The organism is Desulfamplus magnetovallimortis, from assembly GCF_900170035.1.
Taxonomy (GTDB): domain Bacteria; phylum Desulfobacterota; class Desulfobacteria; order Desulfobacterales; family Desulfobacteraceae; genus Desulfamplus; species Desulfamplus magnetovallimortis.
The window spans coordinates 180,549-205,991 of record NZ_LT828541.1 but is presented as its reverse complement, the minus strand read 5'-3'; the positions used below and the strand labels follow the sequence as shown (position 1 = coordinate 205,991).

General features: G+C 40.0%; 16 protein-coding genes and 1 riboswitch. Of the genes, 10 read left to right on the top strand and 6 right to left on the bottom strand.

Translation table 11 applies throughout. The features are described 5' to 3' along the window. The coding region (locus MTBBW1_RS05120; RefSeq protein WP_080800168.1) for an AAA family ATPase at nucleotides 1-1,552 on the bottom strand (1,552 nt) is incomplete at its 3' end. A 497-nt stretch (nucleotides 1,553-2,049) separates the two neighbouring features. Between MTBBW1_RS05120 and MTBBW1_RS05115 the strand changes: the two genes are divergently transcribed. From MTBBW1_RS05115 to MTBBW1_RS05085, 8 genes are all read left to right on the top strand, one after another. Beyond that, nucleotides 2,050-4,332 carry an Lcl domain-containing protein gene (locus MTBBW1_RS05115; RefSeq protein ID WP_186441090.1) on the top strand — a complete coding sequence of 761 codons (2,283 nt, stop codon included), beginning with the start codon at nucleotides 2,050-2,052 and terminating at the stop codon, nucleotides 4,330-4,332. A 269-nt stretch (nucleotides 4,333-4,601) separates the two neighbouring features. Further along, nucleotides 4,602-4,748 carry a hypothetical protein gene (locus tag MTBBW1_RS28145; protein WP_186441089.1) on the top strand — a complete coding sequence of 49 codons (147 nt, stop codon included), beginning with the start codon at nucleotides 4,602-4,604 and terminating at the stop codon, nucleotides 4,746-4,748. Between the two features lie 243 nt (nucleotides 4,749-4,991). Beyond that, nucleotides 4,992-6,542 carry an outer membrane homotrimeric porin gene (locus MTBBW1_RS05110; RefSeq protein ID WP_139786669.1) on the top strand — a complete coding sequence of 517 codons (1,551 nt, stop codon included), beginning with the start codon at nucleotides 4,992-4,994 and terminating at the stop codon, nucleotides 6,540-6,542. 259 nt (nucleotides 6,543-6,801) lie between these two features. Continuing rightward, complete coding sequence (locus MTBBW1_RS05105; protein ID WP_080800160.1) at nucleotides 6,802-9,603, top strand: ABC transporter ATP-binding protein/permease; 2,802 nt, start codon at nucleotides 6,802-6,804, stop codon at nucleotides 9,601-9,603. Beyond that, the gene (locus tag MTBBW1_RS05100) at nucleotides 9,581-10,132 is read left to right on the top strand and encodes a Crp/Fnr family transcriptional regulator (RefSeq protein ID WP_080800157.1); all 552 of its coding nucleotides are present in this window, start codon (nucleotides 9,581-9,583) and stop codon (nucleotides 10,130-10,132) included. The genes MTBBW1_RS05105 and MTBBW1_RS05100 overlap by 23 nt, the downstream gene beginning before the upstream one ends. Before the next feature lies 1 nt (nucleotide 10,133). After that, nucleotides 10,134-11,714, top strand: a complete 1,581-nt coding sequence (locus tag MTBBW1_RS05095) for a glycosyltransferase (protein ID WP_080800156.1) — start codon at nucleotides 10,134-10,136, stop codon at nucleotides 11,712-11,714. 329 nt (nucleotides 11,715-12,043) lie between these two features. After that, nucleotides 12,044-12,721, top strand: a complete 678-nt coding sequence (locus MTBBW1_RS05090; RefSeq protein WP_080800153.1) for a PstA family ABC transporter permease — start codon at nucleotides 12,044-12,046, stop codon at nucleotides 12,719-12,721. A 79-nt stretch (nucleotides 12,722-12,800) separates the two neighbouring features. Continuing rightward, nucleotides 12,801-13,523 carry a phosphate ABC transporter ATP-binding protein gene (locus MTBBW1_RS05085; RefSeq protein WP_080800150.1) on the top strand — a complete coding sequence of 241 codons (723 nt, stop codon included), beginning with the start codon at nucleotides 12,801-12,803 and terminating at the stop codon, nucleotides 13,521-13,523. A gap of 48 nt (nucleotides 13,524-13,571) precedes the next feature. Here the strand turns inward: MTBBW1_RS05085 and MTBBW1_RS05080 are convergent, their stop codons facing one another. Both MTBBW1_RS05080 and MTBBW1_RS05075 read right to left on the bottom strand, forming a co-directional pair. Then, nucleotides 13,572-15,230, bottom strand: coding sequence for a S41 family peptidase (locus MTBBW1_RS05080; protein WP_080800148.1), 1,659 nt, complete (start codon nucleotides 15,228-15,230; stop codon nucleotides 13,572-13,574). Nucleotides 15,231-15,675: 445 nt separating this feature from the next. Beyond that, nucleotides 15,676-16,659, bottom strand: coding sequence for a sirohydrochlorin cobaltochelatase (locus tag MTBBW1_RS05075; RefSeq protein WP_245809267.1), 984 nt, complete (start codon nucleotides 16,657-16,659; stop codon nucleotides 15,676-15,678). A 228-nt stretch (nucleotides 16,660-16,887) separates the two neighbouring features. Continuing rightward, nucleotides 16,888-17,073, bottom strand: a riboswitch (cobalamin riboswitch). 799 nt (nucleotides 17,074-17,872) lie between these two features. Here MTBBW1_RS05075 and MTBBW1_RS05065 point away from each other — a divergent pair. Together MTBBW1_RS05065 and MTBBW1_RS05060 are read left to right on the top strand one after the other, a co-directional pair. Beyond that, entirely contained in the window at nucleotides 17,873-18,217 is a 345-nt protein-coding gene (locus MTBBW1_RS05065; RefSeq protein ID WP_080800142.1) for a helix-turn-helix domain-containing protein, read from the top strand. Nucleotides 18,218-18,561: 344 nt separating this feature from the next. Next, entirely contained in the window at nucleotides 18,562-22,389 is a 3,828-nt protein-coding gene (locus tag MTBBW1_RS05060) for a carbon-nitrogen hydrolase family protein (RefSeq protein WP_080800139.1), read from the top strand. A gap of 396 nt (nucleotides 22,390-22,785) precedes the next feature. Here the strand turns inward: MTBBW1_RS05060 and MTBBW1_RS05055 are convergent, their stop codons facing one another. The 3 genes from MTBBW1_RS05055 to MTBBW1_RS05045 all read right to left on the bottom strand — a co-directional run. Next, complete coding sequence (locus MTBBW1_RS05055) at nucleotides 22,786-23,547, bottom strand: substrate-binding periplasmic protein (protein ID WP_080800137.1); 762 nt, start codon at nucleotides 23,545-23,547, stop codon at nucleotides 22,786-22,788. 436 nt (nucleotides 23,548-23,983) lie between these two features. After that, nucleotides 23,984-24,787: a substrate-binding periplasmic protein gene (locus tag MTBBW1_RS05050; RefSeq protein ID WP_139786668.1), complete on the bottom strand. Its 804-nt coding sequence runs from the start codon at nucleotides 24,785-24,787 to the stop codon at nucleotides 23,984-23,986. Between the two features lie 353 nt (nucleotides 24,788-25,140). After that, nucleotides 25,141-25,443, bottom strand: a 303-nt coding sequence (locus MTBBW1_RS05045; RefSeq protein ID WP_222423989.1) for an ABC transporter substrate binding protein, incomplete at its 5' end; no start/stop codon positions are given.

Genomic DNA, 25,443 nt, shown 5'->3' with positions numbered 1-25,443 from the left:
GGCGAAATTTTCGCATGTCCGGCCTGATGATCATGCTAAGATCGGCAAATCCTCTTTCAATCTCCTTTTCCGAATCCATAATAAAAAGAATATCGTTGTAAAGAAGTGTCAGAAATGCTGTTTTTACAGTAAGTTCGTTTGCCCAACGGTAATCGCGGTTGCGAAACACCTTGAAGTAATGATCTTCAACAAATTTGCAAAGCTCTTCCATCTTTCCTTGCTGATATACCTTTTTTGCAGCATCCTTGCCTTTATCACGTTCCACAGGTTCAGGCAGAAGCATCTCGTTGATTCTGTCAACATAGAGTCTTTTGGTAAGAAGATTTGGAAGCTTCAAAACCTGATCACCGTTTTCAGAGCGGCCATCAAGGGTCAGGATGCCAAAGTAATATAAAAAAGAGATCAGAAAAGATCTGTCATGGGTTGCATCGGAGAGCATTCTTCTTATGCCGAACTTCTGGCTTATCTGCTGGATTTCAATCTTTTGCCTGTGATGGTTATGCTGCATCAGATCAATAATGAGCTGGTTTCCACCTTTTATTTCAGAGATATAGAGAAGTTTGCCCTCATCCATTGCAAGGTTTTCATCAAACATGTTTTCTGGAAATTGCCCTGTTTTCTGTAATCGTTTCAGGAAATAGAGCACAAGGGTTGGATTGTAAGCAGGCTCGGTTGCATCCTGTGAGAAGTGGTAACCGTTGTAGTAGAGTTTCATTATTTCAAGGGCATTTTGAAAATGAGTGCTGCTTCTTATGTATCTGTTTTCAGCATTGTTGATGTTCATTTTTGACAAAACAGCGTGAATCTCATTTTCCGTAAATCCGCACAGATCGTTGTAATCTAATTCAAAATAGATATTCTCCCCGATATTGAAGCCGCTTGTGATGTCGCTCATGACCACAGGAGAGACTCCGGTGATAAATATTCTGTCAAATACATCGCTTGATGCCAGGGATTTGATGTTTTTGAAAATGGTTTTCAGTATTCCCTCTTTTCTCACAAGGGATTCGTATCTTTCAATATGGTGGTCACCGGACATCATCACTTCATTTGCAAAATTGTCATATTCATCTATTAGAAGATAAACAGATCTATCCATAAATTCCACAGCATTGGATAGGGATTGGATGGAACTGAGGGCATTGCCAGGATCAATATTAATTGGAGGTATATTATAGTTTTGGTAGCATATTATAAACCTTTTGATGCAGTTATTGATATGATCATAAAGGGACTGCCGGATCTGATCAACAGAGCCTGAAGCATCAATGCATGAGAAATCCCATTTCAGGATAAAGTAGGAGTTGCGAAGAGGTGTTGGTTTTTTTCCTATTTCAAGGTGGCTGAAAAGTTGCTCAAAGAGATCCTTTTTTGCCACATCATAGTAGTTTTCCAGCATGGAGAGCAGAAGGGATTTCCCGAAACGTCTGGGGCGGAGAAAAAGCTGATATTTATCACACTCAAGCTGTCTGATTCTGTCTGTTCTGTCACAGTAGAAATATCTGTTAAGGATGATCTCCTTAAAATCACTGTATCCATATGGAAAATTCATGCGTTCCCCTTATGCCTCGGATTTTTGCAGGATTTGCAGTTTGTTGTCTGTTTAATCCACAATACAATGCTTATGGGATCAAAACTGCCTTGGAGTTATCGACCTTGCGCAATTTAGTGCTCATTTTTTGTCTCCATTTTAATTTTATATTATAAATCATGAATCAGCTAATTGCCATGAAAATCATATTTCAAAAAAGCGTGAATAGACAAATGAAACATCCCAAAAAAAATCACCAAATCCCGGCGAAGTTTAGATAATCACAAAAATTGTCATAAAATAGTAGATTTTTTCCATGAAATGGAATATAAATCTTGCCAATTTATGTATCTTTAGTAGTTGTTATGATTGTCTGAATCAGGATAATCACAATGTAAAAGATTTTCAGGATAAATAATCCTGCTTTATCTCTGTTAATCTTGGGTATCCTGATTCAGATAGTATTAACAAGGCTAAAAAAATCACAGGTTTTGATTATGAGTATTAAAGGAGAAGAAATGAATGGAATAAAAACCACCTTATGCGTTTCATTATCACTTTTATGCATATTGATATCCACAGTTGCCCATGCTGTCGGACCCTATGTTGACAATGCAGATGGCACAATTACAGATGAAGGCACCGGTCTTATGTGGCAGCAGACTGATGATGGTATCAGACGAAACTGGGAAGATGCCTGTCAAGCATGTGAGGAGCTGGAACTTGCAGGATATAACGACTGGCGCGCTCCAAGGGTGGATGAGTTGAGAAGTATTATTGATTATAATAGCTATTTGCCTGCCATGGATTTGATCTTCAGCGTTGAATCGGACTGGACGCTTTTCTGGTCGGGCAGTGATTATGCTAATGGCACGGTCAATGCGTGGCAGGTTTACTTTTACGATGGCAGTGTCAGCACTGGCACCAAGACATCTCGCTCCTATATCCGTTGTGTCCGCTCAGGGCCATTTTGGTCACTTGATCCTCTGGATAATCTGGTTATCAATAGCGAAGAGGTTGCAGAGGATATAAGAACAGGAGCTAAATGGCAAAGAGAGGATGATGGCGTTAAACGCACCTGGGAAGATGCCTGTCAATATTGTGAAAATCTGGTACTTGATGGGGAGAGTGGTTGGAGAATTCCTGAAATTGAGGAGCTGGCTTCAATTGTTGATTATACAAAGTACAATCCATCAATTTCTGTGGATATTTTTGAAAACACTCAGTCTTTATGGTACTGGTCCGGCAGCAGTGACGCTGATGAGACTGACAGTGCATGGTACATTGATTTTTACAATGGAACTATCAAATCATTCACAAAGAGTGGTGAATACCATGTTCGCTGCATCCTTGCTGAAAAAACAGATTCAGAAACTGAGCTTCCTTCATCTGGTAATGCACCAGAGATAAGGATGCCTTTCAGCGTAGAGCCTTCAATCATAGAAGCCGGAGCAGGGCAGGAAGTAACCTTTCTTGTGAGTGTCTATGACCCTGATGGCGCAGATGATATTGAAAGTGTTGTACTGAAACACGCTCTTCTTGACAGTATATTGGGGGAAGATGGTGTTGAGATGACTCTTGTGGAGCCGTTGGCAAGTGATACGCCCTTTATTTCAACCTACCAGTACAAGACAACACTTCTGTCCGGTCTGTCGCCTCAAAATTATATTGTTGATGTTGTGGCACTTGACTCTTCAGGGCTTCAGGCTGTTGAGACAACCAATTTCAGTGTGATACAGAAACGAAGGGCAACCATAGAAAATAAGGAATCTTTTTCCGAAAAGGTACAAAATAGATTTGAGAACCAGACCCTCGAGATCTCCGTTAATGTTGGGCAAGGTATGTTCGGAACCAGATCTTCCATCACATCAACAAGGTTATCATCGTCATTAAGCTCTGGATTATTGAGAGCAGACACTCCTGTCACCCCGGGAGCTGAAAAGTGCGGCGATTGCTATGTTGAAGTAATGATCTATCGACCTGACAAAACCCTTTATAACATTGAGCCTTATATTGTGTGTGATTCTGAAAACATCACAATAGAAAACGCTGAATCAGGGGAATGGACATATGAGACCACAAGCCATTGCGCATCATCCCTTGATGTTGAAATTGAGACCAGGGGAGCAGATACTGCCGTTTTGACAGGCACGGTAAAGGATTCAATTACTGGTAAAAGTGTTTCAGGTGCAAGGGTTCAGTGGAATCTTGGAGGAGAGACATTCTCTTCTGAAAACGGATACTTTTCAACTGTTGTTGTGGCAGGGGAGGGGCTTGTGACAACATCCCTTGCAAACTACCAGACAAACCTTAAGGCTAAGGTTCTGCTTGGTTCCGGAGAGACAAAGAAAATATTAATTTCCATTGTTCCTGAAGAATCGTCATGTATAAAGGCTCCAGACAAGCCGATTGTTGAGTTAATAGCCTCTCCAATGACATATCCTGACCCTGATTTGCAGCCATTTGCAGCAGGTGTTGTGGATTCCAATCTCGTATTTTCAGCCCTGTTCCCTCCATATGATCAAAATGTCAATATTTACCTTGGCATTACAACTGATGTTCCTGGACTTTCCTCTTATCTGTTTCTTTTTGACAGCAATAACCTGCTTGCTCCCATGGCAGGAACACCTGTTGCCTGGCGTGAGGTAAAAGAGGCGTGTCAATGGCTGCAGGAGGAAAAGTTTCTGTCAATCCCTCTGGAATTGCTGCCAAAGGGCAAATATACCTTTTACTCCCTTGTAACAGCAGAGCCTGATGGAATGCCAACCTTTGAGATTCGATATTTTTCACTTGATCTTTGATGACCTCGTAAAAAGTCCGACTTCAGCATTTTTTTCAGTTATAACATCCTGAAATCATTAATAGCAATTTTGCGGATTTCGACTTTTTACAGGGGCATCAACTTTAATGCTCAAAAACGACATCTATGATCTTATGAGCCTTGTCAATACTGTCTGAATCAGGATTCCCAAGATTAACAAGATAAGGCAGGATTATCTATCCTGAGCATCCTATCCATCCTGGTTATCCTGGTTCAGACAACTGCAATAACTTCGGAAAAAGCAATAAAATGTCGATTTTGAGTAATAATGATGTACAGGATAAAAATCCTGAGCATCCTGTAAATCCTGGTTATCCTGATTCTGACAAATGCAGGAAATGCCCAAAAAGTCAACAGGATGTCGATTTTGAGTTTCGTTTTAATCACGCCTATTAGCGTTACAGTAACGATAAAAACCAATTTAAACTGAATATGGGAGTAATGCAAAATTTTATGTTATTCTAAATAGTTAAAAGTAATCTTTTCTCTTTTTTCATCCACGGCACACTATTTGATCTTCACTATTGCATTCGTGGCATCTGTTATCGGATGACGAAATCGTCACTTTCCCAAAAAAAGCCGGCTTTGAGGGGGTTTCAGATGTCTGCAAGATATGATGTAACAAAAAGGAGAAAAAAGATGAAAAAAGAGATAATGGAATTTAATGGAAAAAATAAAAGTATATGTAATTTTAGTGCAAGAAAAAAAGCTCTCTTTAAATCATTGAAACAGATGAAATCGTGGAGTAAATCCTCTGAAAAAATCGCACATAAACTTAACTTTACAGCCATTTTGACCATAATGATTGCACTCATTGCCATGCTTCCTGTTTCACTTAATGCCATGAGCTTTGATGCCGGCGAAATGGGGAGAATGGAGATAAACGGAGCCATCAAAGCCTCTTTTGGAGCAACGCAATATCTTGATTTTGTTGATGATTACGACAAAGGAGATGATGCTGATTTTGACGCAACCCGTGAGCTTGGCGTTAAAATACAGTGGATACTCAACAAGAATCTGAAGGGTGTTGCAAGTTTTCAGATAGGAGAAGGCTCCACAGGTGGATATTTTGGCTCCACCGATGCTCTTGTAGGTGGCGAAGAGGATGGCGATCTCATTGTTGAGCTTGACAATCTCTATATTGACTACACAACTGATGGCGGCATCAACTTCAAGGTAGGTTCCCAGAGTTTTGGAATGGCAGAGATAGGATATGGCAGCAATATTTTTTATGAAGTGCCTGCCGGTGTCACTTTTAAAGCTCCGTTTTCTGAGAGTGCCGCAATCCAGGCCGGATGGTTCCGAATGGCAGATCTTATGGATGACTCCGAGACCAACACCGATGACCAGGCTGATTTCATGTTTGCCAAACTTCCATTTACCATTAACAACATAACCTTTACACCCTGGGCAGCCTTTGCCCTTATAGAGGAAGATGTTATCCGCAACGCTCCAAGCCACTGGAGATATGCATATTTTAATTATCCCGGGTTTCTTTCCGGAAGCCATAGCGCCATAACAGATCCCATGCCCATTGATGATGTAACAGCATATTATGCAGGTGCAAGCCTTGGTATCAACTTTAATGATGCTCTCTCCCTGAAAACAAGTTTAACCTATGGTTCAATGGAGTGGGAAACAGCAACTGTTGATACCACAATAGCAGGTTTTTTTGCCGACGTTGTAATTGATTATAAAATGGGGATCTTTACACCTGAACTCTTTGCCCTTTACAGCAACGGCCCTGATGCCAATGATGAAGATCTTGACATGATGCCAATACTTATAGGCGGCCCCACATATACAAGCTCATATTTTGGTGGCAGCCGCTTTAATGACAATATGTTTGACTCTTATGATACAACATGTGCAGCATCCATGTGGGCAGCGGGCTTTAAGCTTAAGGATATAAAGACAGGCGAAAGGCTCACCCATGAGTTCCAGGTTATGTATGCCCAGGGTACGGCTGATGAAAATCTTTTCCAGGCCCCTGATGACATTCTTCTAAATGAAGATGAAAGCCTTGTTGAAATCAACTTTAACTCAGATTTTCAGGTCATGAAAAACCTTGTATTTGCCACAGAGCTGGGCTATATCTCATTTGATGAAGATGAAGATTACAATGAAGCCATTGGCGGTACTGTGGAAGATTTCTGGAAAGTTGCTGCTGCCCTTGAGCTTATGTTTTAGATCTTTAAGGATTTATTTTTAAATCAATTTTCGGGCTTGATTATATTCTCAAAATCGACACCTATGATCTTTTGAGCCTTGTCAATAAAGTCTGAATCAAGATGCCCAAGATTAACAGGATAAGGCAGGATTATCCATCCTGAACATCTTGTTTATCCTGGTTATCCTGATTCAGACAAATTCAGTAAATTGAAAAAAGCAACAAGATGTCAATTTTTAGAATATAATCAAGCCAAAATTTTTCTTGCGGTGACATCTATTGACAGACAAACCTCTCTACTACTGGGTACTAAAAAAAAATCGCCTGCGTCAGCTTATTATATTCAGCGTAATACTTTTGAGTATTGCTCTGCAGGTGCTTCCTCTGGAGCTGCAAAAACGAATTGTAAATATTGCCATTAAAACAGGTGATATAGGGCTTCTTATCACATATTCCATTCTTTTTTTTATTGCATTTATTCTGTTCGGTCTTCTTAAATTCACCGTAAACATGATGGAGGCACGGCTTGGCCAGGCCATTCTTTATGAAATACGATGCCAGCTTCATGCCCATATACTTAAACTTCCCCTCAATTTTTTCCGAACCCACCCCCCGGGCACCGTGATCAATGCTTTATCCGGCGAACTCTCCGAGGTGGGGCATTTTATCGGAGGTGCCTTAACAGTACCTGTCACCATTATTTTGACCCTTCTGGCATTTGGCAGTTACATGATCTATCTTGATCCTCTGCTTGCAACCATCAGCCTATCCATATATCCAATAGAAATAATACTGATACCTTATCTACAAAAGAAATATAACCGCAATAATCAGCAGAGAATAAGCACCCTTAGGGAGCTTAACGACAAAATAAATGAATCAATCTCCGGAATCCACGAAATTCAGAGCAATGCAGTATTTGAACGTGTTGAAAAAAAATTTGAAACCATTGCAGCTTCCCTTCGACAAACCATAAATCAGCTCTTTCTAATCAAGTTTACCATTAAAATGATCAACAACATGTTCCAGAACACAGGCCCTCTGCTGCTGTTTGTCATAGGAGGATACCTTGCTGTCCACGGCAATTTTTCACTGGGGGCACTCATTGCATTTCTATCTGCATATGAAAAGGTGTATGACCCATGGAAGGAGCTTATTGGTTTTTACCAGTCATGGCAGGATGCATCAGTGCGTTACCGAAGGGTCATGGATACATTCAAGATTCAGCCTGAGTTTGAGACAATGCCCTCAACAGGAGATATTGTCTTTCTGAGCGGCAGGATAGAGTCCCGTCAGTTGAGTTATTCAGTGAAAAACGGCATTGATCTTATCCGGAATATCTCGTTCAGCGTGAAACCAGGAGAGCATCTTGCCATTGTGGGTTTTTCAGGCAGTGGCAAAAGTACACTTGCCATGCTCATAGGGCAGTTATACCGCTATCACAGGGGGGAAATCCTTATGGACACCTACCCCTTAAAACAGCTTTCCAAGATGGATATAAGCTGCAACATTGGATATGTTGCCCAGTATCCCTATATATTTGACAGTACAATAAGGGAAAATATTCTCATGGGAAGTCTGCCGGAATGCAGATCAGGTCTGTTAAAAACAGGAGCTGGCCTGAAAAATCTGGACGGATCTGAGAACCTGCAAAAGATTGTTGAAAATGTGGGATTTATTGATGACCTTATAAAAATAGCCCTTGAAAATCAGCTTCCTGAAAATGCAGGTGATACTCATGCCTGGACAATGAATGACACTTCACCAGATAATCCTGAAGATCAACTGCCTGAAGATTTATTTGATGATCTAAAGAGAAAAATCGTCTCCCTTCGCATCCCTTTAAGAGAGCGCCTTGACCCTTTACTGCACAATCGGATAGAGCTTTTTGATGTGGAGAAATTTTTGTCCCACACCCCCATCTACGGCAATCTTGTTTTCAGTGATGCACTGCCGGATGATCTTGCCCCTGAAAAGATTGCAGGGAACATCAAATTCAAGTCTTTCCTAAAACTTCATGACCTATATGAAGAGATACTTTCCCTTGGACACCAGATTATAAGGCAATCAATTGTTGTATTAAAAAACCTTGCAGATGATCCCTATTTTTTCAAAGCCACCCCCATTCCCACAGAGGATATGCCGAAATACGAAGCACTGCTTGAAAAATATCCTGCATGTAGGCTCAATGCCATGACAGATGATGAACATACGGAGCTTCTGGCACTGGCACTTACCTATATTCCTGCCCAACACAAGATTGCGGTGGTATCAGCGCCCTTTCAGAAGAAAATCATAAAATTTCGTAAGGCATTCCTGAAGGAGTTCATCAATCTTGATTACCACAGTTGTACCCGTGCCATGGAGATTCTCACTTCATCTGTTTCGGGAAACAAGCGAGATAAACCATCAGATCAAAAAGATAGAGCCAAGGTCAGGTATATCACTTCCTCTGATTTGAAAAACAAGCACGGCGAGCCTGAAAAAGACCAGGAGAAGATCAAGACAACTAAAATAGTTAAGAGAGAAAAATCCATAAAGACTCAAATAACAGATAACTCAATTGAAACCATGTTGCCTGTCTATTGTCCTGAAACTTACATTCCATCACGATCTGTCATGGAAAATCTTCTTTTCGGAAGCGTTATGACAGCCTATGCTTCTGCCTGGCCAAGAATAAAAACAACTGTTATGGAGTTGCTCCATGACAATGAAAGCATATATAAAGATCTCATTGACTCAGCCCTGGATTATCAGACAGGCAGTCAGGGAAGCAGGCTTTCAGGTGGCCAGAAACAGAAGATAGCCCTTGCCAGGGCGCTTGTCAAAGAGCCATCCATGCTTATCCTTGATGAAGCAACCGCAAGCCTTGATAATCAGTCACAACAGAAAATTCAATCCTATATCACCAGCCAGCTTAAGGGCAGGACAACTGTTATATCTGTCATTCACAGGCTTGACCTTTTGCCCGATTACGACACTATTCTTGTTTTAAAAGATGGCAAGGTGATGGAGCAGGGGAGTTACGATGAGCTGATAAACCGAAAAGGAGCGTTTTATGAACTGGTGCATGGCCAATGACCCTGATCTTCAAGGAATTTCATCCCAGAGCATCCTTGAACAAAATCTTGATATCCTTAGAAAATTTTCCGCCTTTAAACAGCTTGATTTTGAAATTATAAATCTTTTTGCCCTGATGGCAGACAGACGTCAATATTCGCAGGATGAGCTGATCTTTTCCCAGGGAGAAAAACTTTCCACAGCTTTTATGATTCTGTCAGGGGATGTGACTCTTTTTTTAATACAGGGAGAGCAAGCCTTTGATCTTGAGCTTCTCCATTGCGGAGACCATTTTGCTTACATGGCTCTTCTTGCTGACATGGATGCAAAACTTTCGGCAAGGGCATGCTGCGACTGCGAGCTACTTACCATTGACAGGGAGAATTTCCGCAAGGTGATGATTCGTTTTCCAGAAAGCTGCATCCAGGTTGTGGAAAAGCTGATACAGGAGCGTATGGCCAGAATGCACAGGCATATGCAGAAACTTCTATCGTCCCTGAGCATGGGAGAGAGTACCCCCATTGACATTGCAAGAAGCATGGGAATGTAAAATGGATTCATTTGACTGTATTGATAACTTTATCGAGCTTACAGATAGTGGAAATCTTTTCAAATATCGCTGTCAAACTGACGATTTTTATATGGCACTGCGAAAAAATCTCAGGGCAGCTCTTGTTGATCTGCTCTTCTGGAGACGTCCAGAAGTGGAGCAAGATAGGGGCATTATCTCCATTTACGAACTCTTTTCCAGTCGTCTTGAACTGTTTGAATCTTGTGCCTTGAGTGATCCAGATCCATTTGTGGCAAGAGAGGCATCATTTTTTCTTGCATTTTTGCCCTTTCCAGGTCAGTGGCAGTGGCTTGAAAAGGTATCTGAAAAATATGCAGATCACCCGGAAGTCATCATGTTTCTCAAAGATGAAAAAGATAGAATCCATAGAAAAATAAAAAAAAAGAACACCAAAAATTTTGATCTTACCCATTTTTGCCAGATTATTGCTCCGCCTTTTTCCCCTCCATCTAATAGTGAGCCTGTTGACCTGCCCTGTGTAACTTTAAAAGGGGTATTAAGGATTTTTTCAATCCCCTACTACTTTTTTTCCATGCCTGAAATATTGAAAAAGATCAGCAAAAGATATTTTATATATGTTGAACCTGCTGCCGGTATCAATTTTCGCCATGAGTGGCTTAGGGTGTATGCAGCCCTTGACGAGCCTGTGCTTTTTGGCCTCTCCTCTCCGGAGGACAGGCAATTTATAGGCAGCCAAAAAGGAGTAATAACAACATCCCTTGCTCACGGAGATTATCTGGAGCCATTGTCTGCTGTCAAAGGTGAAAGTCATGCAGAAAACTCCTTTGGAGAAAAGTTGCACGACCAAAGATCTTCCGGACAATACGATATTGTATTTAATAATACCTTTGATGAAAGGGAGAGAAAAAGACATTCTCTGATGCTTGAACTTATGGAAAATCCACTGCTGAAAAATATCACAGTGCTTTTTATCGGAAGAGGTTCTGATAAAAATATTGAGGCATTCAGGCAGGAAATCAGACAAAAAGCTCTTGAAAAAAGGACAAAGGTGGTTGCAAACATTAAGAGAAAAGATGTTCCCTCATGGCTTGCCAGATGCAAGGCAGGGGTTCATCTTGCATTGCAGGAAAATGGTTGCAGGGCAGTTTATGAATATCTGAGATCAGACCTTCCATGCATCATATCCAGTGCAACTGCCGGTATGAACATGGAAATAATAACTCCAATGACAGGTGTTGTAGCAAGGGATTCAGAACTTGCAGAAGCCATAGCCCATGTGCTTGACAACCTTAAGAAATTTCAGCCGGCAAAGTGGTTTGAAGAAAATTCCGGCTCCATAAACTCCACGAGGGCTTTAAACAGGGTATTAAAAGAGCATTTTAGTTCTACTTTTAAGACCACAGAGAAAAATGGGGATTCATGGCAGGAGATAGATGGGCATTCAATGCAGGATATTGATGAGCATTCATGGCAGGATATTGTGCCACTTACAAGCAGCGGATTTGGTCGTTATGCCCGTAAAGAAGATTATGAGAATTTTAAAGAGTATTTCAAGGAGCTTAAAAACACCATTGAGAGGTTTAGCATTAATAAAATATGAGCGAATAGTCAGATATGGCACATAGATCTTTTGAGCATTGTCAATGATGTCTGAATCAGGATATCCAGGATTAACAGGATAAGGCAGGATTATCTATCCTGAGCATCCTATCCATCCTGGTTATCCTGATTCAGATAACTGCAATAACTTTCTGAAAAAGCAATATATCCTGATTCATACAACTGCAATAATTTTTTGAAAAAGCAATATATCCTGATTCATACAACTGCAATAACTTTCTGAAAAAGCAATAAGATGCTGATCTTATCATCTGCTCTGGATAAACTGAAAGTGGCACCTATCCGAATATAGTATTCCAGATAACAATAATGGGAACACTGATACTTGTTCTTTTATCCGTTGGCATAGCTTTACCTGTTGGAATTGCATCCGGAATATATATGGCAGAGTATGCAGATGAGAGAATACGCAATTTTTTCACAATTCTGTTTGATATTCTTGCTGGCATACCATCAATTGTAATAGGTCTTTTTGGATTTTCCGTTACCATATTTCTGCATAACCATTTTCTGGAAAAGCTCTTTCCATGGCTTTTTATATCTGCCCTTTCCCTTGCTTTTCTGGTATTGCCATACCTTATACGAACCACCCAGACAGCCATTGAAAGTATTCCGGATAATATCAGAATGACAGGTATTGCACTTGGAGCAACTCATTTGCAGAATATTATCTATGTTCTCATACCCCGCTCCCTGCCTGGAATAGTAAGTGGTATTGTGCTTTCCATCGGACGATGTGCTGAAGATACTGCCGTTATAATGCTCACTGGAGTTGTTGCCACAGCAGGAATACCAAAATCAGTTTTTGCAGGATATGAAGCTTTGCCGTTTTATATTTACTATATTTCATCCCAATATACCGATTCTGAGGAGTTGATGACAGGATTTAGCGCTGCAATTACACTTGTTTCGATTTGTGCTCTTCTATTTTTGCTTGCATTTTTTATTAAACAGCGGCTATCCAGTTATATGTTATATCGCTCTTGACAGCTCCCATAATATAAGGCTCTTTGAAGGATATGAACTGTAGAAAAAGGTTTTGTAACTTAATGCAAAGGAGAGTGGATTGGTTAAGATCAAAGTTGAAAATCTGACCTTTGCCTATAATGATAACATTGTAATTGATGATGTCTCGGCTGAATTTGAAGATAGAACCATAACAGCGATCACAGGCCCTTCAGGCAAGGGCAAATCTACTTTTCTGACAGTAATAAACCGTTTATGGGAAAACAGACCAAATGCCAGAATGGTGAACGGAAAAGTATCAATTCTTTTTGGTACCAGCCATTGTAATATCTATGATGCCTCAATTGATCTGTCTGATTTACGGCGTAAGGTTGGAATGGTTTTCCAGGCCCCCAATCCCCTGCCCATGAGTATCCATAAAAATGTCTGTTTCCCCTTGAAACTACAGGGTTATAAAAAGAGAACCCTGACTTGGGAGAAGATGGAAAAGGCATTACAGCAGGCATTTTTATGGGATGAGGTCAAGGATCGTCTTATGGATGATGCAAGATCTCTGTCAGGAGGTCAGCAGCAGAGATTATGCATTGCAAGGGCATTGATACTTGAGCCGGAAGTTCTTCTCCTGGATGAACCCACCGCTTCCCTTGATGCCACTGCAAGCGGTGTTATTGAAGAGCTGCTCCTTAACCTCAAAGAGAGCTGCACAATTCTTATGGTCTCCCATTACCTTGATCAGGTTAAAAGGGTTGCGGACAGGGTAATGGAGCTGTCTGAAAACAGAGTCTTTGCAGCTCCACGGTGTAATCAAAAAAAGCGGGTGTAATTAAAAACCGCTCTGAAACAGGAACCTGACAGGAACCTTAGCTCCACGTTAATCAACCTCAATATGCCACGTTGAAAACGAGTAATCCGGAACAAGACGCAAGGCATAAGGTGTTCCCCACACATCCACGCAAGGGAGATGTAAAGTAAAATCTGGATTTAAAACTATCTTTTCAGCATTGGTGTCAGCAACTGCAAGGCTGTTCCAGTCAGGAGTAAAATTAAGACCTCCTGCATAGGTAAATGTGATGGCAAAGGTCATGTTGCCATATCTCAAATGTGGAAAATATAGGCTGAAATCTCCGCTTAAAATAATGCAATTTTGTTCTGATTTCTGGGTAACATTGATTTCCAGCGAAGCCATATCAATAATAAACCCCTCTTCATCCAGAGCAGTTACAAAGGCAATATAGAATCCTGGATTATCGTAGGTATGGCTGATATTGCTTTTCGTGGTTGTTATCTCTGGGGAATCATCACCAAATGTCCAAATGTAATCTGATACATCAGGCAAACTGGAAAGGCATGAGAAATCCACAGTAAATGGTGCTGTGCCGTTTTCCCTATTGGCCACAAGAGAAATTCCCTGCTCTGGTGGGTCAACATCAGGAGTATCCGGCGGCAATGTCTCTTCTACCTTGATAAAGGCGATGGCCTTTTCCAGAACATAGTCATGTTCATTGTCAACGCTCTCTTGTGCAGGAATATAGATCTCCGGTTCAATTCCTCTGTCCTCAATCTCCACCATTTTGTCGCTATAGGCAACCCATGATGAAACGCTGTAGCTCACCCCGTTTGAAAGAGAGAACTCCTTTGGGTTCCCTGAAGCACCACGGGTTTTGTCCCCAATCAGGGTAACATTGGGGCACGCTTTCATCATAAGGGTAAACCATTCAGCGGAACTCATACAGCGCTGTCCGATGAGACACGCTACAGGCTTGTTATAATAATTTGTTTGGCTTGGTTCCAGGGTTTTTGAGATAATATCCCCAAAGTCATTATGATTTGAACCAGGATTGCGATATTTGACATGGCCGTAAAGTCGGGAAGTATCGGTAAAATGAGATGCAAATTTTGCAGCATTATCTTCGCTGCCGCCGTTGTTGGAGCGTATATCAATGATCATGCCGTCGGTGTCTGCATATGTTGAAAAAAGAGAGTTGATTTCATTGTCGCTGACGGAACTGAATCGGCTGCTGCTTAATGTATCAATGAAGATGTGGGCAATATTTTCATCCACAATGGCGTGGAAAATAACGTTATCTCCAATTTTTTCATAGGAGCCATCACGGGTATAATGCATAAAAAGAGTATCAGGATAGTTGATTTTATAGGTTGCATTGTATCCCAGATACTCCCCATCTGGTCTTCCAACCCACACATGCCAGTCATGCAGGGTTTGCAACATTTCATTGAGTTGATAGGCAAAATCGTCAGGTGACAGCTCCACCATAAAATTTTGCTGATATTGGTCATGAACGTGATCCCAATCAATGTTTTTATAGGCAAAATAGGAGTAATTCTGATCAAAATCATCCCAGGCTTTATTAAATAGATCAAGAGTTGCAGCGGCTTTGGCCTCACTGTTAAAAAAATATATGCCAGGTAGCAATACAAGTGTGGAAATGAACAATAAAAACAATTTTTTAGCCATTGTCTGAATTTTCTCATGCTGAAAAAGGTTTTTCTCAAAATAATTGGGCAGCATAGGTTTTGTCCTCCTGAGTGTCGAGTATTAAATCTATTTGAATTTGCCGTGAAAATGACTATTATTTTTATATTTGGGGGGGATTGATACGCAATCATGTCCGTTTACTCAAATACGACACCTATTGTCTTTTGAGCTTTGTCAATACTGTCTGAATCGGGATACCCAAGATTAACAGGATAAGGCAAGATTGTATATCCTGAACATCCTATCCATCCTGGTTATCCTGATTCAGACAACTGCAATAGCTTTCTGAAAAAGCAATATATCCTGATTCAGATAACTGCAATAACTTTCTGAAAAAGTAATATATCCTGATTCAGATAACTGCAATAACTTTCTGAAAAAGCAATAAGATATCGATTTTGAGTTTTTATATTTGGGGGTGATTGATACGCAGTCAATCATGTCTGTTTATTTAGGGTTGATATAAAAAGCGCATTTGTTAAAAGTTATATCTGTCAATCGCCTCTTTCAGATGTTTAATATAAATTTCGTTCCAGACATCAACTTCCCCAAGACCCCTGAGAACAGGGAACACTTCTATACCATGTGCTCCAAATATGCTTTTCCATGAATCCTCTTCATCTCCTGCCATGTCGTTTGATGCATGATCTCCGGCAACAACCATAAGAGGCAGCAATGTGATCTTTTTCACGCCTGCATGTTTCAGAGCAGCAAGAACTTTTTCAGGCCCTGGATATCCTTCCACGGTGCCAATAAAAATACTTTTACCCGGATTGGCATCCCTTAAGGCAGATTCAAGCTCCACATAGGCACCGGTTGAGAAAATTTCGTTTCCATGTCCCATGTAAACCAGTGCAGAGTCTTTCTTTGCAGCAATTTCAAGATCCTCTCCCAGAATCTCTGCGGCATGTTTTATATCTTCGGTGTAATGGAAAACATCACTTGCCTCACCAAGTGCCGGACGTCCCAGAATTATCTTTTTAAAGGGTTTGTCTCTCTCCCTTAAAGTCTTTATTGAATCAAGGGCTTCAATCTCTGCCTTGAGATTCTGATACTCTTCTCCTGCAAATATGTGTGTGGATTGAACTGCAATATGGCGATATCCCTGATCCTGTAAATTTGCAATGGTTGCAAGCGGACTTTGGGCAGTATAGAATTCATTTGGAATTTCAGGGTGTTTTTTGCGGAAACCTTCATCATTTGCACGTTTCCCCCATTTTGCCCTGATGATTTCCGATGTAAACGCAAGTTTTACCGGCATGTCGGGATATACTTCTTCAATTTGATGCTTAAGGTTTTGTATGGATTTTATTGCAGTAGGGTAGGTGGTTCCAAAAACCGCCAGAACAATGGCTTTTTTTGGTGTCGTCTCATTGGCTGTTGCAGACATAGAGATTGTTAAAGTAAAAAAAAATACCATAACGAACAATGCTGTTTTTTCAATAGTTGATGTTTTTTTCAAAATCAGTCTCCCAGTTTAAATAAATTAATGCTGTAAAACAAAAAAAGCCTTTCAGAAGATATATCATCTGAAAGGCTGCACCCTGTTTGCTTGACCTTTTTTCATGAAAACAGATACAAAATCATATTTTGTTTACAAAAAACCGTCTATCCTTATAACGGATAGTGTGAATTTTCCATAAACAGTGGCTGTTTTCCTGAAGATACCGTTTCTGTAAACACCGCAGAATAACGATAAATCATCATGGCAGGTCTTCTGGCTTACGGATCATCCTAATAGCCGAACCTTCCCATGATAATACTGTACCAAAGTGGTTTATTTCGGCGTTCGTCCCCGAACACAGCGGCGGGACCACTCTCGATTCCAACGAGATTCCCTATTAAGCATTAAAGCACCATGGTCTGAGAAACTATCCTATTTTTTTGGCTATTGCAATAAAAAATTATTGCTCATATTGTATTTTTGTACGGTCTGCTTTGTCAGCTCAAAGGCTCCCTACCAGGGCATCCAGGGCATGCACTCGCCCTTGACTTATCTAATATCTGCTGAAAAAGCAATAATATGCCGATTTTGAGTAACTTAGGTAGGGAGTACTCAGGCCATTTTGACACTAAGTTCGATTTGTTTGCTGTTATTAAATAACATACTCGTCAATCATAAGTTCTCTAAATGGAGACCACAGATAGAATTTTTAAGAGAATTGAAAATACAATATGAGGTGGCGGATTTGAGAAATTACAATATGTGGTGGCGGATTTGAGAAATTACAATATGTGGTGGTGGATTTGAGAAGTTAGGACTCTTGAGATAACATATTATAATTCAAAATTTGCATTTTCGATTTATAATATGCTATTTTTATTACTATGAGAACAATCACATGGCATAATAAAGCCCGTAAGCAAATTAAAAAGATTCCACGTCAATATCAAAATGGGCTTTATAATCATATTGATATGTTGAAGGAATTTCCCGTTTTTAAAGGACTTGACATCATTCCATTGACAAATCACAAATATGACTATCGAATGCGAGTGGGTCGATATCGAGTTCTTTTTAACGATGATGAACAAATCCAGATCGGAATGAGTACGAAATAACATTCCCATTTGATAATCGAAACATACCGGCCTTCAGTGATAGGGCATTTTTTAAATGGGAAAGTTATTTAAAACCGATTCCATCATAGAAATCCTGGAGGTAAAAAAGAGAGATGCTCGAACTTACTAAACCCCAAATTATCGAACAAAATGGAGAGCCTGCCTTTGCAGTGATTCCCTGGAACGAATACAGACATCTTATAGAAAATCAAGTCCAACAGGATGAATCCGATATCTGGTTTCCCCATGAAGTAGTCGGTGCCAATATACGAGGTGATAGCCTTATCAAAGCATGGAGAGAATATCGAAACATGACTCAGGAAGAACTTGCGGCAAAAGCTGGAATCAAGCAACCCGCACTGGCACGGTTGGAGAAGCCGGATGCCAATCCCAGAACTGCAACTTTAAAAAAATTGGCAGATGCCATGGATATATCCGTTGAACAGCTTATTGAATAGCGATTTTATCATGTGAATCAGCACAATTAGCTTATAAGCTCATTAAGTTCCTAAACGGGCATGATTGATTACGTATCAATCACCCCCAACTATAAAAATAATAGTTCTTTTCACGGTAAACGGACATGGCTGTGACTCAGCCACCCCCGAATATGAAAATTTGTATCCATTTTCACGGTAAACACTCATAGCCGAATTTTGGCCACCCCCGATTATGAAAATGATGAGGGGTATTTTCACGGTAAATGGACATGGCTGTGACTCAGCCACCCTCGAATATGAAAATATGTATCCATTTTCACGGTAAAACAAAATAATAAGGATGGAACAACAGGATTATTTTAATGCCCGGTAATCAGCAAAATATAAATGAAAATGAAATTCAGCGTTTTCTGGCACTGGCTGAAGATGAAAAAGCAAAATATCAGTGGGCAAAGGCTTGTGAATTCTGCGAAGAGGCAATAAGGCATATTCCCAAAAATGATATAAAGCAGGCCGCAGACCTTCATTTTATGCTTGCTGAATGTTGCTATCTTGCATCGTACTGTGCTGAAACAATAGAGGATGCTGAAAATCTGTTCAGGCTCTCTGCAAAATCATGTGAAAAGTCAGGATCACTTTATCGCAAACTCAAAGATAAGGGCAGAGCAATTGAATGCGATGTGATGTTCAGCTTGTTGGGGATTCATTTAAGCAAAGATGTAAACAAGATAATTGATTCTACCCTTAAAAATTCAAAAAAACTTGAAAGCGCAATTGAGATTTATTCAAAAAAAGATGACAGGCTGGATTATTCACGTGCCATAGCACTTCAGTATTACATCAACTCTTTTCCTGTCTGTCTTCACAATAATCATGGGGATCTTTTAATGGCGCTTGAAAAAATCAAGCCATTAACAGAAACATGCTGGGCTCTCTTAAAGGAGACAGGCGGTGTCAAAAATCATTTGCAACTTACTTTTTTTATATTTGGGACACTGGCATGGCTTGGAGGTGCAGGATTTAACCTTCCCCCCGGTTTTTGTGCTTCGGAAATCCGCAGAGCTGAAAACATTGGTGAAGAGCTGCTCTCTATCATGAAGGATAGTGACGATGATTTAATGCTGGCAATATCATACATAATTAATTCCATGTCAAAATGGTTTCTCGCGGTTCTTGTTTTTGAGAAGGTTAGTGATAGAAAAAACTATTTCGATAAGGTTGTTGAGTATGCTGACAAAGGCCTTCTGCATGCTGAGAGACTGGGATTTAACTTTTTGATATCCCTTTTTTATTCACACCGTTCTCCTTCGCTTTTATGGGGTAATTCCAAGGTGGAACTGGAAAAAATTCTGTATGATGTTGACCTTGCAATTAAACATGACAGACTGCATCTGCATCACTTTTTTTATATGAATCATATTTTTTCCAGTAACATTTATACTGAGATTGCGCATCTGGAGTTTTTTCCTGTTGAAGATCGCAGAGCCATTACCCGTAAGAGTATAAATGTTTTGGAAGATATCATACAGGAAATCAGAACTGGACCTGAAATTGGCTCAATTCCCCTTGCCGCAGCCCTTTACGCAGGTCTTTGTTTAAATTATGTTCATCTGGCAGAGTTCTCTTCTGAAACAGCAGATCAGGAAAAATATATCAGCAAAGCGATTAAGGAGGCGGAAAGGTCAAAAGCCGCTGCATCCGGCCTGGAGGGAGGATTGAACATATCCTATGCTTACAACTCAGTCTGGTTTGCTTACAAAAGTCTTGCTGATATATGCGACGAGAGGAGCAGAAAAAAAGAGCTTTTGGAAATGGCTGTGGATGCTGCCGAGAAATTGCTGGAAAATTCGGTATTGGCACGAACAGGGGATCTTTCTGCGAAAATCCGGTCAGGAGATTTATATCTGGAACTTGGCATAGTTTCCAAAGATGAGGGAATGTTAAACAAGGCTCATTTTACTTTTATGAATGCTCTGGATGACTCCATGGAGCGAGGTTATTCATATATGACAGCCTCTGCTCACCAGAGAATCGCTTTTGTGGAAGAGAGCAGAGGTGATCATTCAGCTTCTGCTGACCGTTACTTAAAAGCACATGATGCCTATAAGGCATCAATTCCGGAGCTGTCTGATGCAAAAATCATTCAAAAAGTCAGAGAGCTTTGTGATTATAATATGGCCTGGCATCTCATTGAGCTTGCCCGTGCCTGCCATGATAAGGATTCCTACCAGGAGGCAAAGGAACTTTACGAGGCCGCCGGAGCAATTCTTAAGGATTTGCCCAATTATCATTTTGAATCCCCCTATTACACTGCCTGGGCAGTGATGGAAGATGCAGCCCATGCCAGCAGGGAAGAGATGCATGAAGATGCTGTTAAAAATTTTGAGATTGCATCTGACGCATTTGATAATGCAAAGCGGATTTTAAACAGTGTGCAGAATGAAGTTGAGAGCTTAAAAGAAAGAAAAAGAATCAGAAGCCTTGAACGGGCAGCCAGAATGAGGAAAAAATATTCCCTTGCAAGAGCAGGATTTGAAAAGGGAAGTATGTTTGCAAAGGAAGGCAAAAAGCGTGACGCTGCAAGGGAATACGGCAAAAGTGCCCTGATCTTTGAAGAGATATATGACTCCTTTGAACTTGACAGTGGCAGGGAAGGAGCTTTTGCCATATGGAAATTTTGCCAGGCTCTGGAAAAAATGGAGCTTGCTGAAGATGAAAACGATCCAGATGGTTATAAAGATTCAGCTCTTCTTTTTGAACAGGCAAGTGATTCATTTACAGAACAGAAGAAGAAGTTGCTGGCACTTGGAAATGCATCATTTTGCAAGGCATTGGAGAACGGTTTCAGGTTTGATGAAATTGAGGATACTGAGGCCAAGGCTCTTATGTACACAAAGATTAAAAAAACACTTAGGAACGCTGCTTCTTTTTATCAGAAATGCGGTTTTGCAAGTGGTGCAGACTGGGCTTTGGCAGCTTCTACATATTTTGACGGCCTCTGGCATCTTATTCAGGCAGATGAGTGCTTTGACCTGAACGATAAGAAGAGACTGCTTGAGGTTGCATCCCATTATCTGAAATCTGCGGCTGAGATTTTTGGCAGATCAGGATATTCATACAGGGAAAAAGAGATAGTGGATCGCCTGGAAATGTTGAATGAAGAGAGTGAAATACTTGTATCAGCAATGGATGCCATTGTAAAACCTGCCGGTTCAGATGGATTTACAACTCTTAATCCGGCAGCACTTGCAGAGGAGACAGGCTCTTTGGTCAGTATCAGTGAGATGAGAAGATACAGCCAGGAGATGGACAGAAAAGTTGTGTCTGGAGCGGAGAAAAAGTACAGCATCATCTATCACGATCACCTTGAAAAATATGGTCAGATTGAAAAAACTGTAAGCAGGGTGGGCATTGCCCAGATAGGGACGCCGGATGATTTTTTTGAAGAAAAGGCAGATGGATTGTTTGCCCTTCCTGAAACAAGGCTGGAGGGATTCAGGCAAAAACTGAAGGATATGTGCAGTAAAGCACATATTGAAAAAATTAATATTCTTCTGTTTCCGGAGATGACCATTGATTTGAACTATGAAGCCCTGCTGAACGATCTTCTTGAAATGGCAAAGCTTTATGACATGATAATCGTTCCTGGCTCCTTTCACGATGCTGAGACAAAGACAAACATCTGCCGCGTCATAGGGCCTGAAGGGGTTCTATGGGAACAGAAAAAACATATTCCGGCCATTATAGGTTTTGGAGAAAACAGACATAAAGAAAACATCCATATTGATTTGCCAAAGCAAATATCCATCTGCAATACTAAATTCGGCAGAATAGCCATTACCATTTGCAGGGATTTTCTTGATATGGATTTAAGGGTTGAGCTGAAAAACTATTCTGTACCCGTGGATATTATCCTGAACATGGCATTTACAACCGTCACCTCCGACTTTGAAGCCGCCCATTTTGAGGCACGGCGCTCTATTTATGCCTATTGTTTCTTTTGCAATCACGCTTTTTTCGGAAATTCCCAGATCCACTCACCAGAAAAAGACAGAACAAGGATGATCATCCCTCCAGGAAAAGAAGACCTTGTTTTTAAAGATATTGATCTTTTTAATTTAAGATCAGAGAGAAAGAAGTGGGAGAAGATCAGGGATACTGAAGTAAATTTTATTCAGAGTACAAGATAAGTTACATCTTGCGTTGACATCCCTATCATATGAAACTTTAAAACAGAAAAAGAATAAAGGACTTTGGAAATTACTGACAGAGTTTCGAAGAACCATGATCGTGGATGAAATCTGTTTCGATGATTAAGGGATCTCTCAAAAGGGAGGGGCTTTAGTTTTTGATTATGTTTCTACAATAAGAGCAGGTGCGGGAATGCTTCCTTGAAACAATTAGATCACTTTAATGGCTTTTTTCAACTGTATATTGGTTCTCACCTGTGCAAATACCTCTGCAAGCTGAAGCGGTGTTTATAGTGTACGCTTCATGGAAAAATGGATATTTTATTTACTTTGGAGCCTCCTAAGATGCTTTAAGATGCTTGTCTAAACCCCTCATACGACAATTTTTAAAACAGGTTATTTGATATACTTGTCAATAATCGTTTGGAGCGTCCCGTCTTGTTTCGCTTTTTCAATGATTGCATTCATCTGCGGAACAAGTGCGGCACACGGGGATTTTCGGGAAACGGCAAAATACACCTCCGTTGTTGAGACAGGATGAGGAAGGGGGACAATCTGATCTCGCAAGCCTACTTGCTTGAGATACAGTATGCAGTCCAAATAATCCTGAATGAAATAGTCATTTCGGCCGGCTAAGATTTTTTTTACCCTTTGTTCTTTAGTCGTTACTTCTTCCAACTTTAACTGGTTTGCTTTGGCAAATATATCAAATACTTCTCCGAAACTTCCTCCTAATGGAATCCCTCCGGTACGTCCGATTAAATCCTCCAATTTTTCAAAGGGAAATTCCTTGCCTTTCACGACAAATACCCGTGCTTCATTCACAAAATACGGAGCGGTGTACTGATACAAAGTATCTCGTTCTTGCGTCCAATAAATGGCAGCAATCATATCGAGTCGCCCCATTTCTACATATAGCATCATCCGTTTCCAGGGAAGCGTGGCATCTATTATGACTGGAATATTCAGCCCCTCCCCAACTATTTTGGCTAAATCATAGGAAATGCCTTCAGGTTTTTGAGTCTCTTGATTGATATAGGCTACAGGTAACCATTCACTTGTTCCTCCAACCCGTAGGACGTGACATTCTTGTGCATGAATAACTATTTGCAAATATGCCGACACCACTACACATAACACGGCTATTTTTTTCATCATACATGATCCACTTGTCAATTTAATATAGCTTCATTTTCAAGTTTACATTTTCCGGAGACAAAACACTGAATGGCAGGAATCTCTCACAAAAAAGTGTAAACGGGCATGATTGATTGCGTATCAATCACCCCCAAATATAAAAATGATAGTCATTTTCACGGTAAAGTACTTTTGGGGGCATATGAAGGATGTCATAAAAACAATTAGTTAAAAAGTTAAAAAAGGGCTTTAAAAATGTTGAAATACCCATGAGAAACTATTGGGGAACATATCTCACGATTAAAACATACCTTCGCCAAATATACAACAGACTTATTATTAACTGCTGTTTGCCTCAAAATAAAATTGGCGAAGGTATTATAGCCATGGACTTCATATCATAACAGGAACTCTGCCAAAGAAATTCTGATCAGGTTTATAATTTGGATATTGTCAATCATTGACCATATTTTTGTAATATTTCTTTATACACATCTGTCTTTTTAAATTTCTGTAGCTGGTCTGAAAAAGATTTTGCTAATTTTTCATTTTTTTCATTTTTTGAAAATCCCAAATAATTTGCACCACCGCTGACCTCTTTAGCCAGGTAAGCAATCTGATCCAATACACCCATCTTTTTAGCTTCAAACAGTCCAACATTTCTATTTGATATGACAAGATCAACCCGACCATGTATCAGTTTCTTGAAATTCTGCTCCATGGTGGTAACATCCTCTTTGGTAAAATAATCCGCATCGGTAAACTCTTGATTGTAGTTATACCCAAGCATAGTTCCTATCTTCAATCCCTTTAAATCCTCAAGTTTTTCAAAGGAATATGATTTGCCTTTAGCATAAAAGAAAACAGAAGCACTGTCTGATAAATTTTCATCAGGAAAAAAAATGATTTTATCTCTTTCAGCATTCCGGCTGATATCAAGGATTGCATCTGCCTGCTGTTTTTCAATCATGTGGATACATCGCTTCCATGGATAAAGTTTAAAGTCCACAGCATATCCCATACTGGAAAATACAGCCACCATCACTTCATAATCAAAGCCCTTTACCTCTTGGTTTTCTACATACACATAGGGTGCCCACTCTTCCGTTACAACAAGCAATTTTTCTGTAGAAAAAGCATCGCATTTACATAATGCCAAAATCAAGATTGCGATAAAAATTTTCTTGTAACTGCTCATAAGATCTCTCCTTAAGTTCTTTACGTTTATAAATAATAGAGATTTATATTTACCATCTGACAATAGTATCTACTAATATTATAAACATATTATATTAGAAACCTTCAATCAAGATTTAATGATAGTATTCTTAATAATAGTTGAACTTTATTCAATCAGCATAAGACACGAAACCGCATTTTTTAAATCGAATTCCCCCTCAGTGCTTCTTCAAGTTTAAACTGTCGGGTTACTTTTCAGGCTTTTAAATGGTTCAAGGCATTTTCTATCTGACAATCAAACCTTGAAAGGACACTCAGCAGAAATGTAGAGGGGGGTTAGGGATTGGGTAAAAAATTTGTCCACTCAATGTCCAAAAAGCACTTTCAGATTCTTTTAAGAATAAAGAATAAAGAATAAAATTTAAAAATAAGTAACTATTGAATTATATTCTCTCCTGCAATTTTAAGTAAATCCTCAGGGATCGTTATGCCAAATTGTTTTGCTTTATTTAGATCAAAAGCCATTCCGGTAGATGGCCATTCCGGTATAATTTCCTTGATTGACTTGCCTTCAAATAATTGTTTGATCATTTCGGCACACCGTTTTCCAGCATCTGTCAGGGAAGGATAAATTGACATTGTTGCCCCCCAATTTTCCATAACATCTTTTCGACCTAATCCAACCAATGGTTTTGTAGCAGAAGCATATACCATTTCACCAAAATTGGCGGTAACCCT

What these genes read in the sequence shown, in the direction of transcription:
- MTBBW1_RS05115 (WP_186441090.1), top strand. Translation starts at nt 2,050, where the DNA reads ATGAATGGAATAAAAACCACCTTATGCGTTTCATTATCACTTTTATGC.
- MTBBW1_RS28145 (WP_186441089.1), top strand. Translation starts at nt 4,602, where the DNA reads ATGTCGATTTTGAGTAATAATGATGTACAGGATAAAAATCCTGAGCAT.
- MTBBW1_RS05110 (WP_139786669.1), top strand. Translation starts at nt 4,992, where the DNA reads ATGAAAAAAGAGATAATGGAATTTAATGGAAAAAATAAAAGTATATGT.
- MTBBW1_RS05100 (WP_080800157.1), top strand. Translation starts at nt 9,581, where the DNA reads ATGAACTGGTGCATGGCCAATGACCCTGATCTTCAAGGAATTTCATCC.
- MTBBW1_RS05095 (WP_080800156.1), top strand. Translation starts at nt 10,134, where the DNA reads ATGGATTCATTTGACTGTATTGATAACTTTATCGAGCTTACAGATAGT.
- MTBBW1_RS05090 (WP_080800153.1), top strand. Translation starts at nt 12,044, where the DNA reads ATGGGAACACTGATACTTGTTCTTTTATCCGTTGGCATAGCTTTACCT.
- MTBBW1_RS05080 (WP_080800148.1), bottom strand. Translation starts at nt 15,230, where the DNA reads ATGCTGCCCAATTATTTTGAGAAAAACCTTTTTCAGCATGAGAAAATT.
- MTBBW1_RS05065 (WP_080800142.1), top strand. Translation starts at nt 17,873, where the DNA reads ATGCTCGAACTTACTAAACCCCAAATTATCGAACAAAATGGAGAGCCT.
- MTBBW1_RS05060 (WP_080800139.1), top strand. Translation starts at nt 18,562, where the DNA reads ATGCCCGGTAATCAGCAAAATATAAATGAAAATGAAATTCAGCGTTTT.
- MTBBW1_RS05055 (WP_080800137.1), bottom strand. Translation starts at nt 23,547, where the DNA reads ATGATGAAAAAAATAGCCGTGTTATGTGTAGTGGTGTCGGCATATTTG.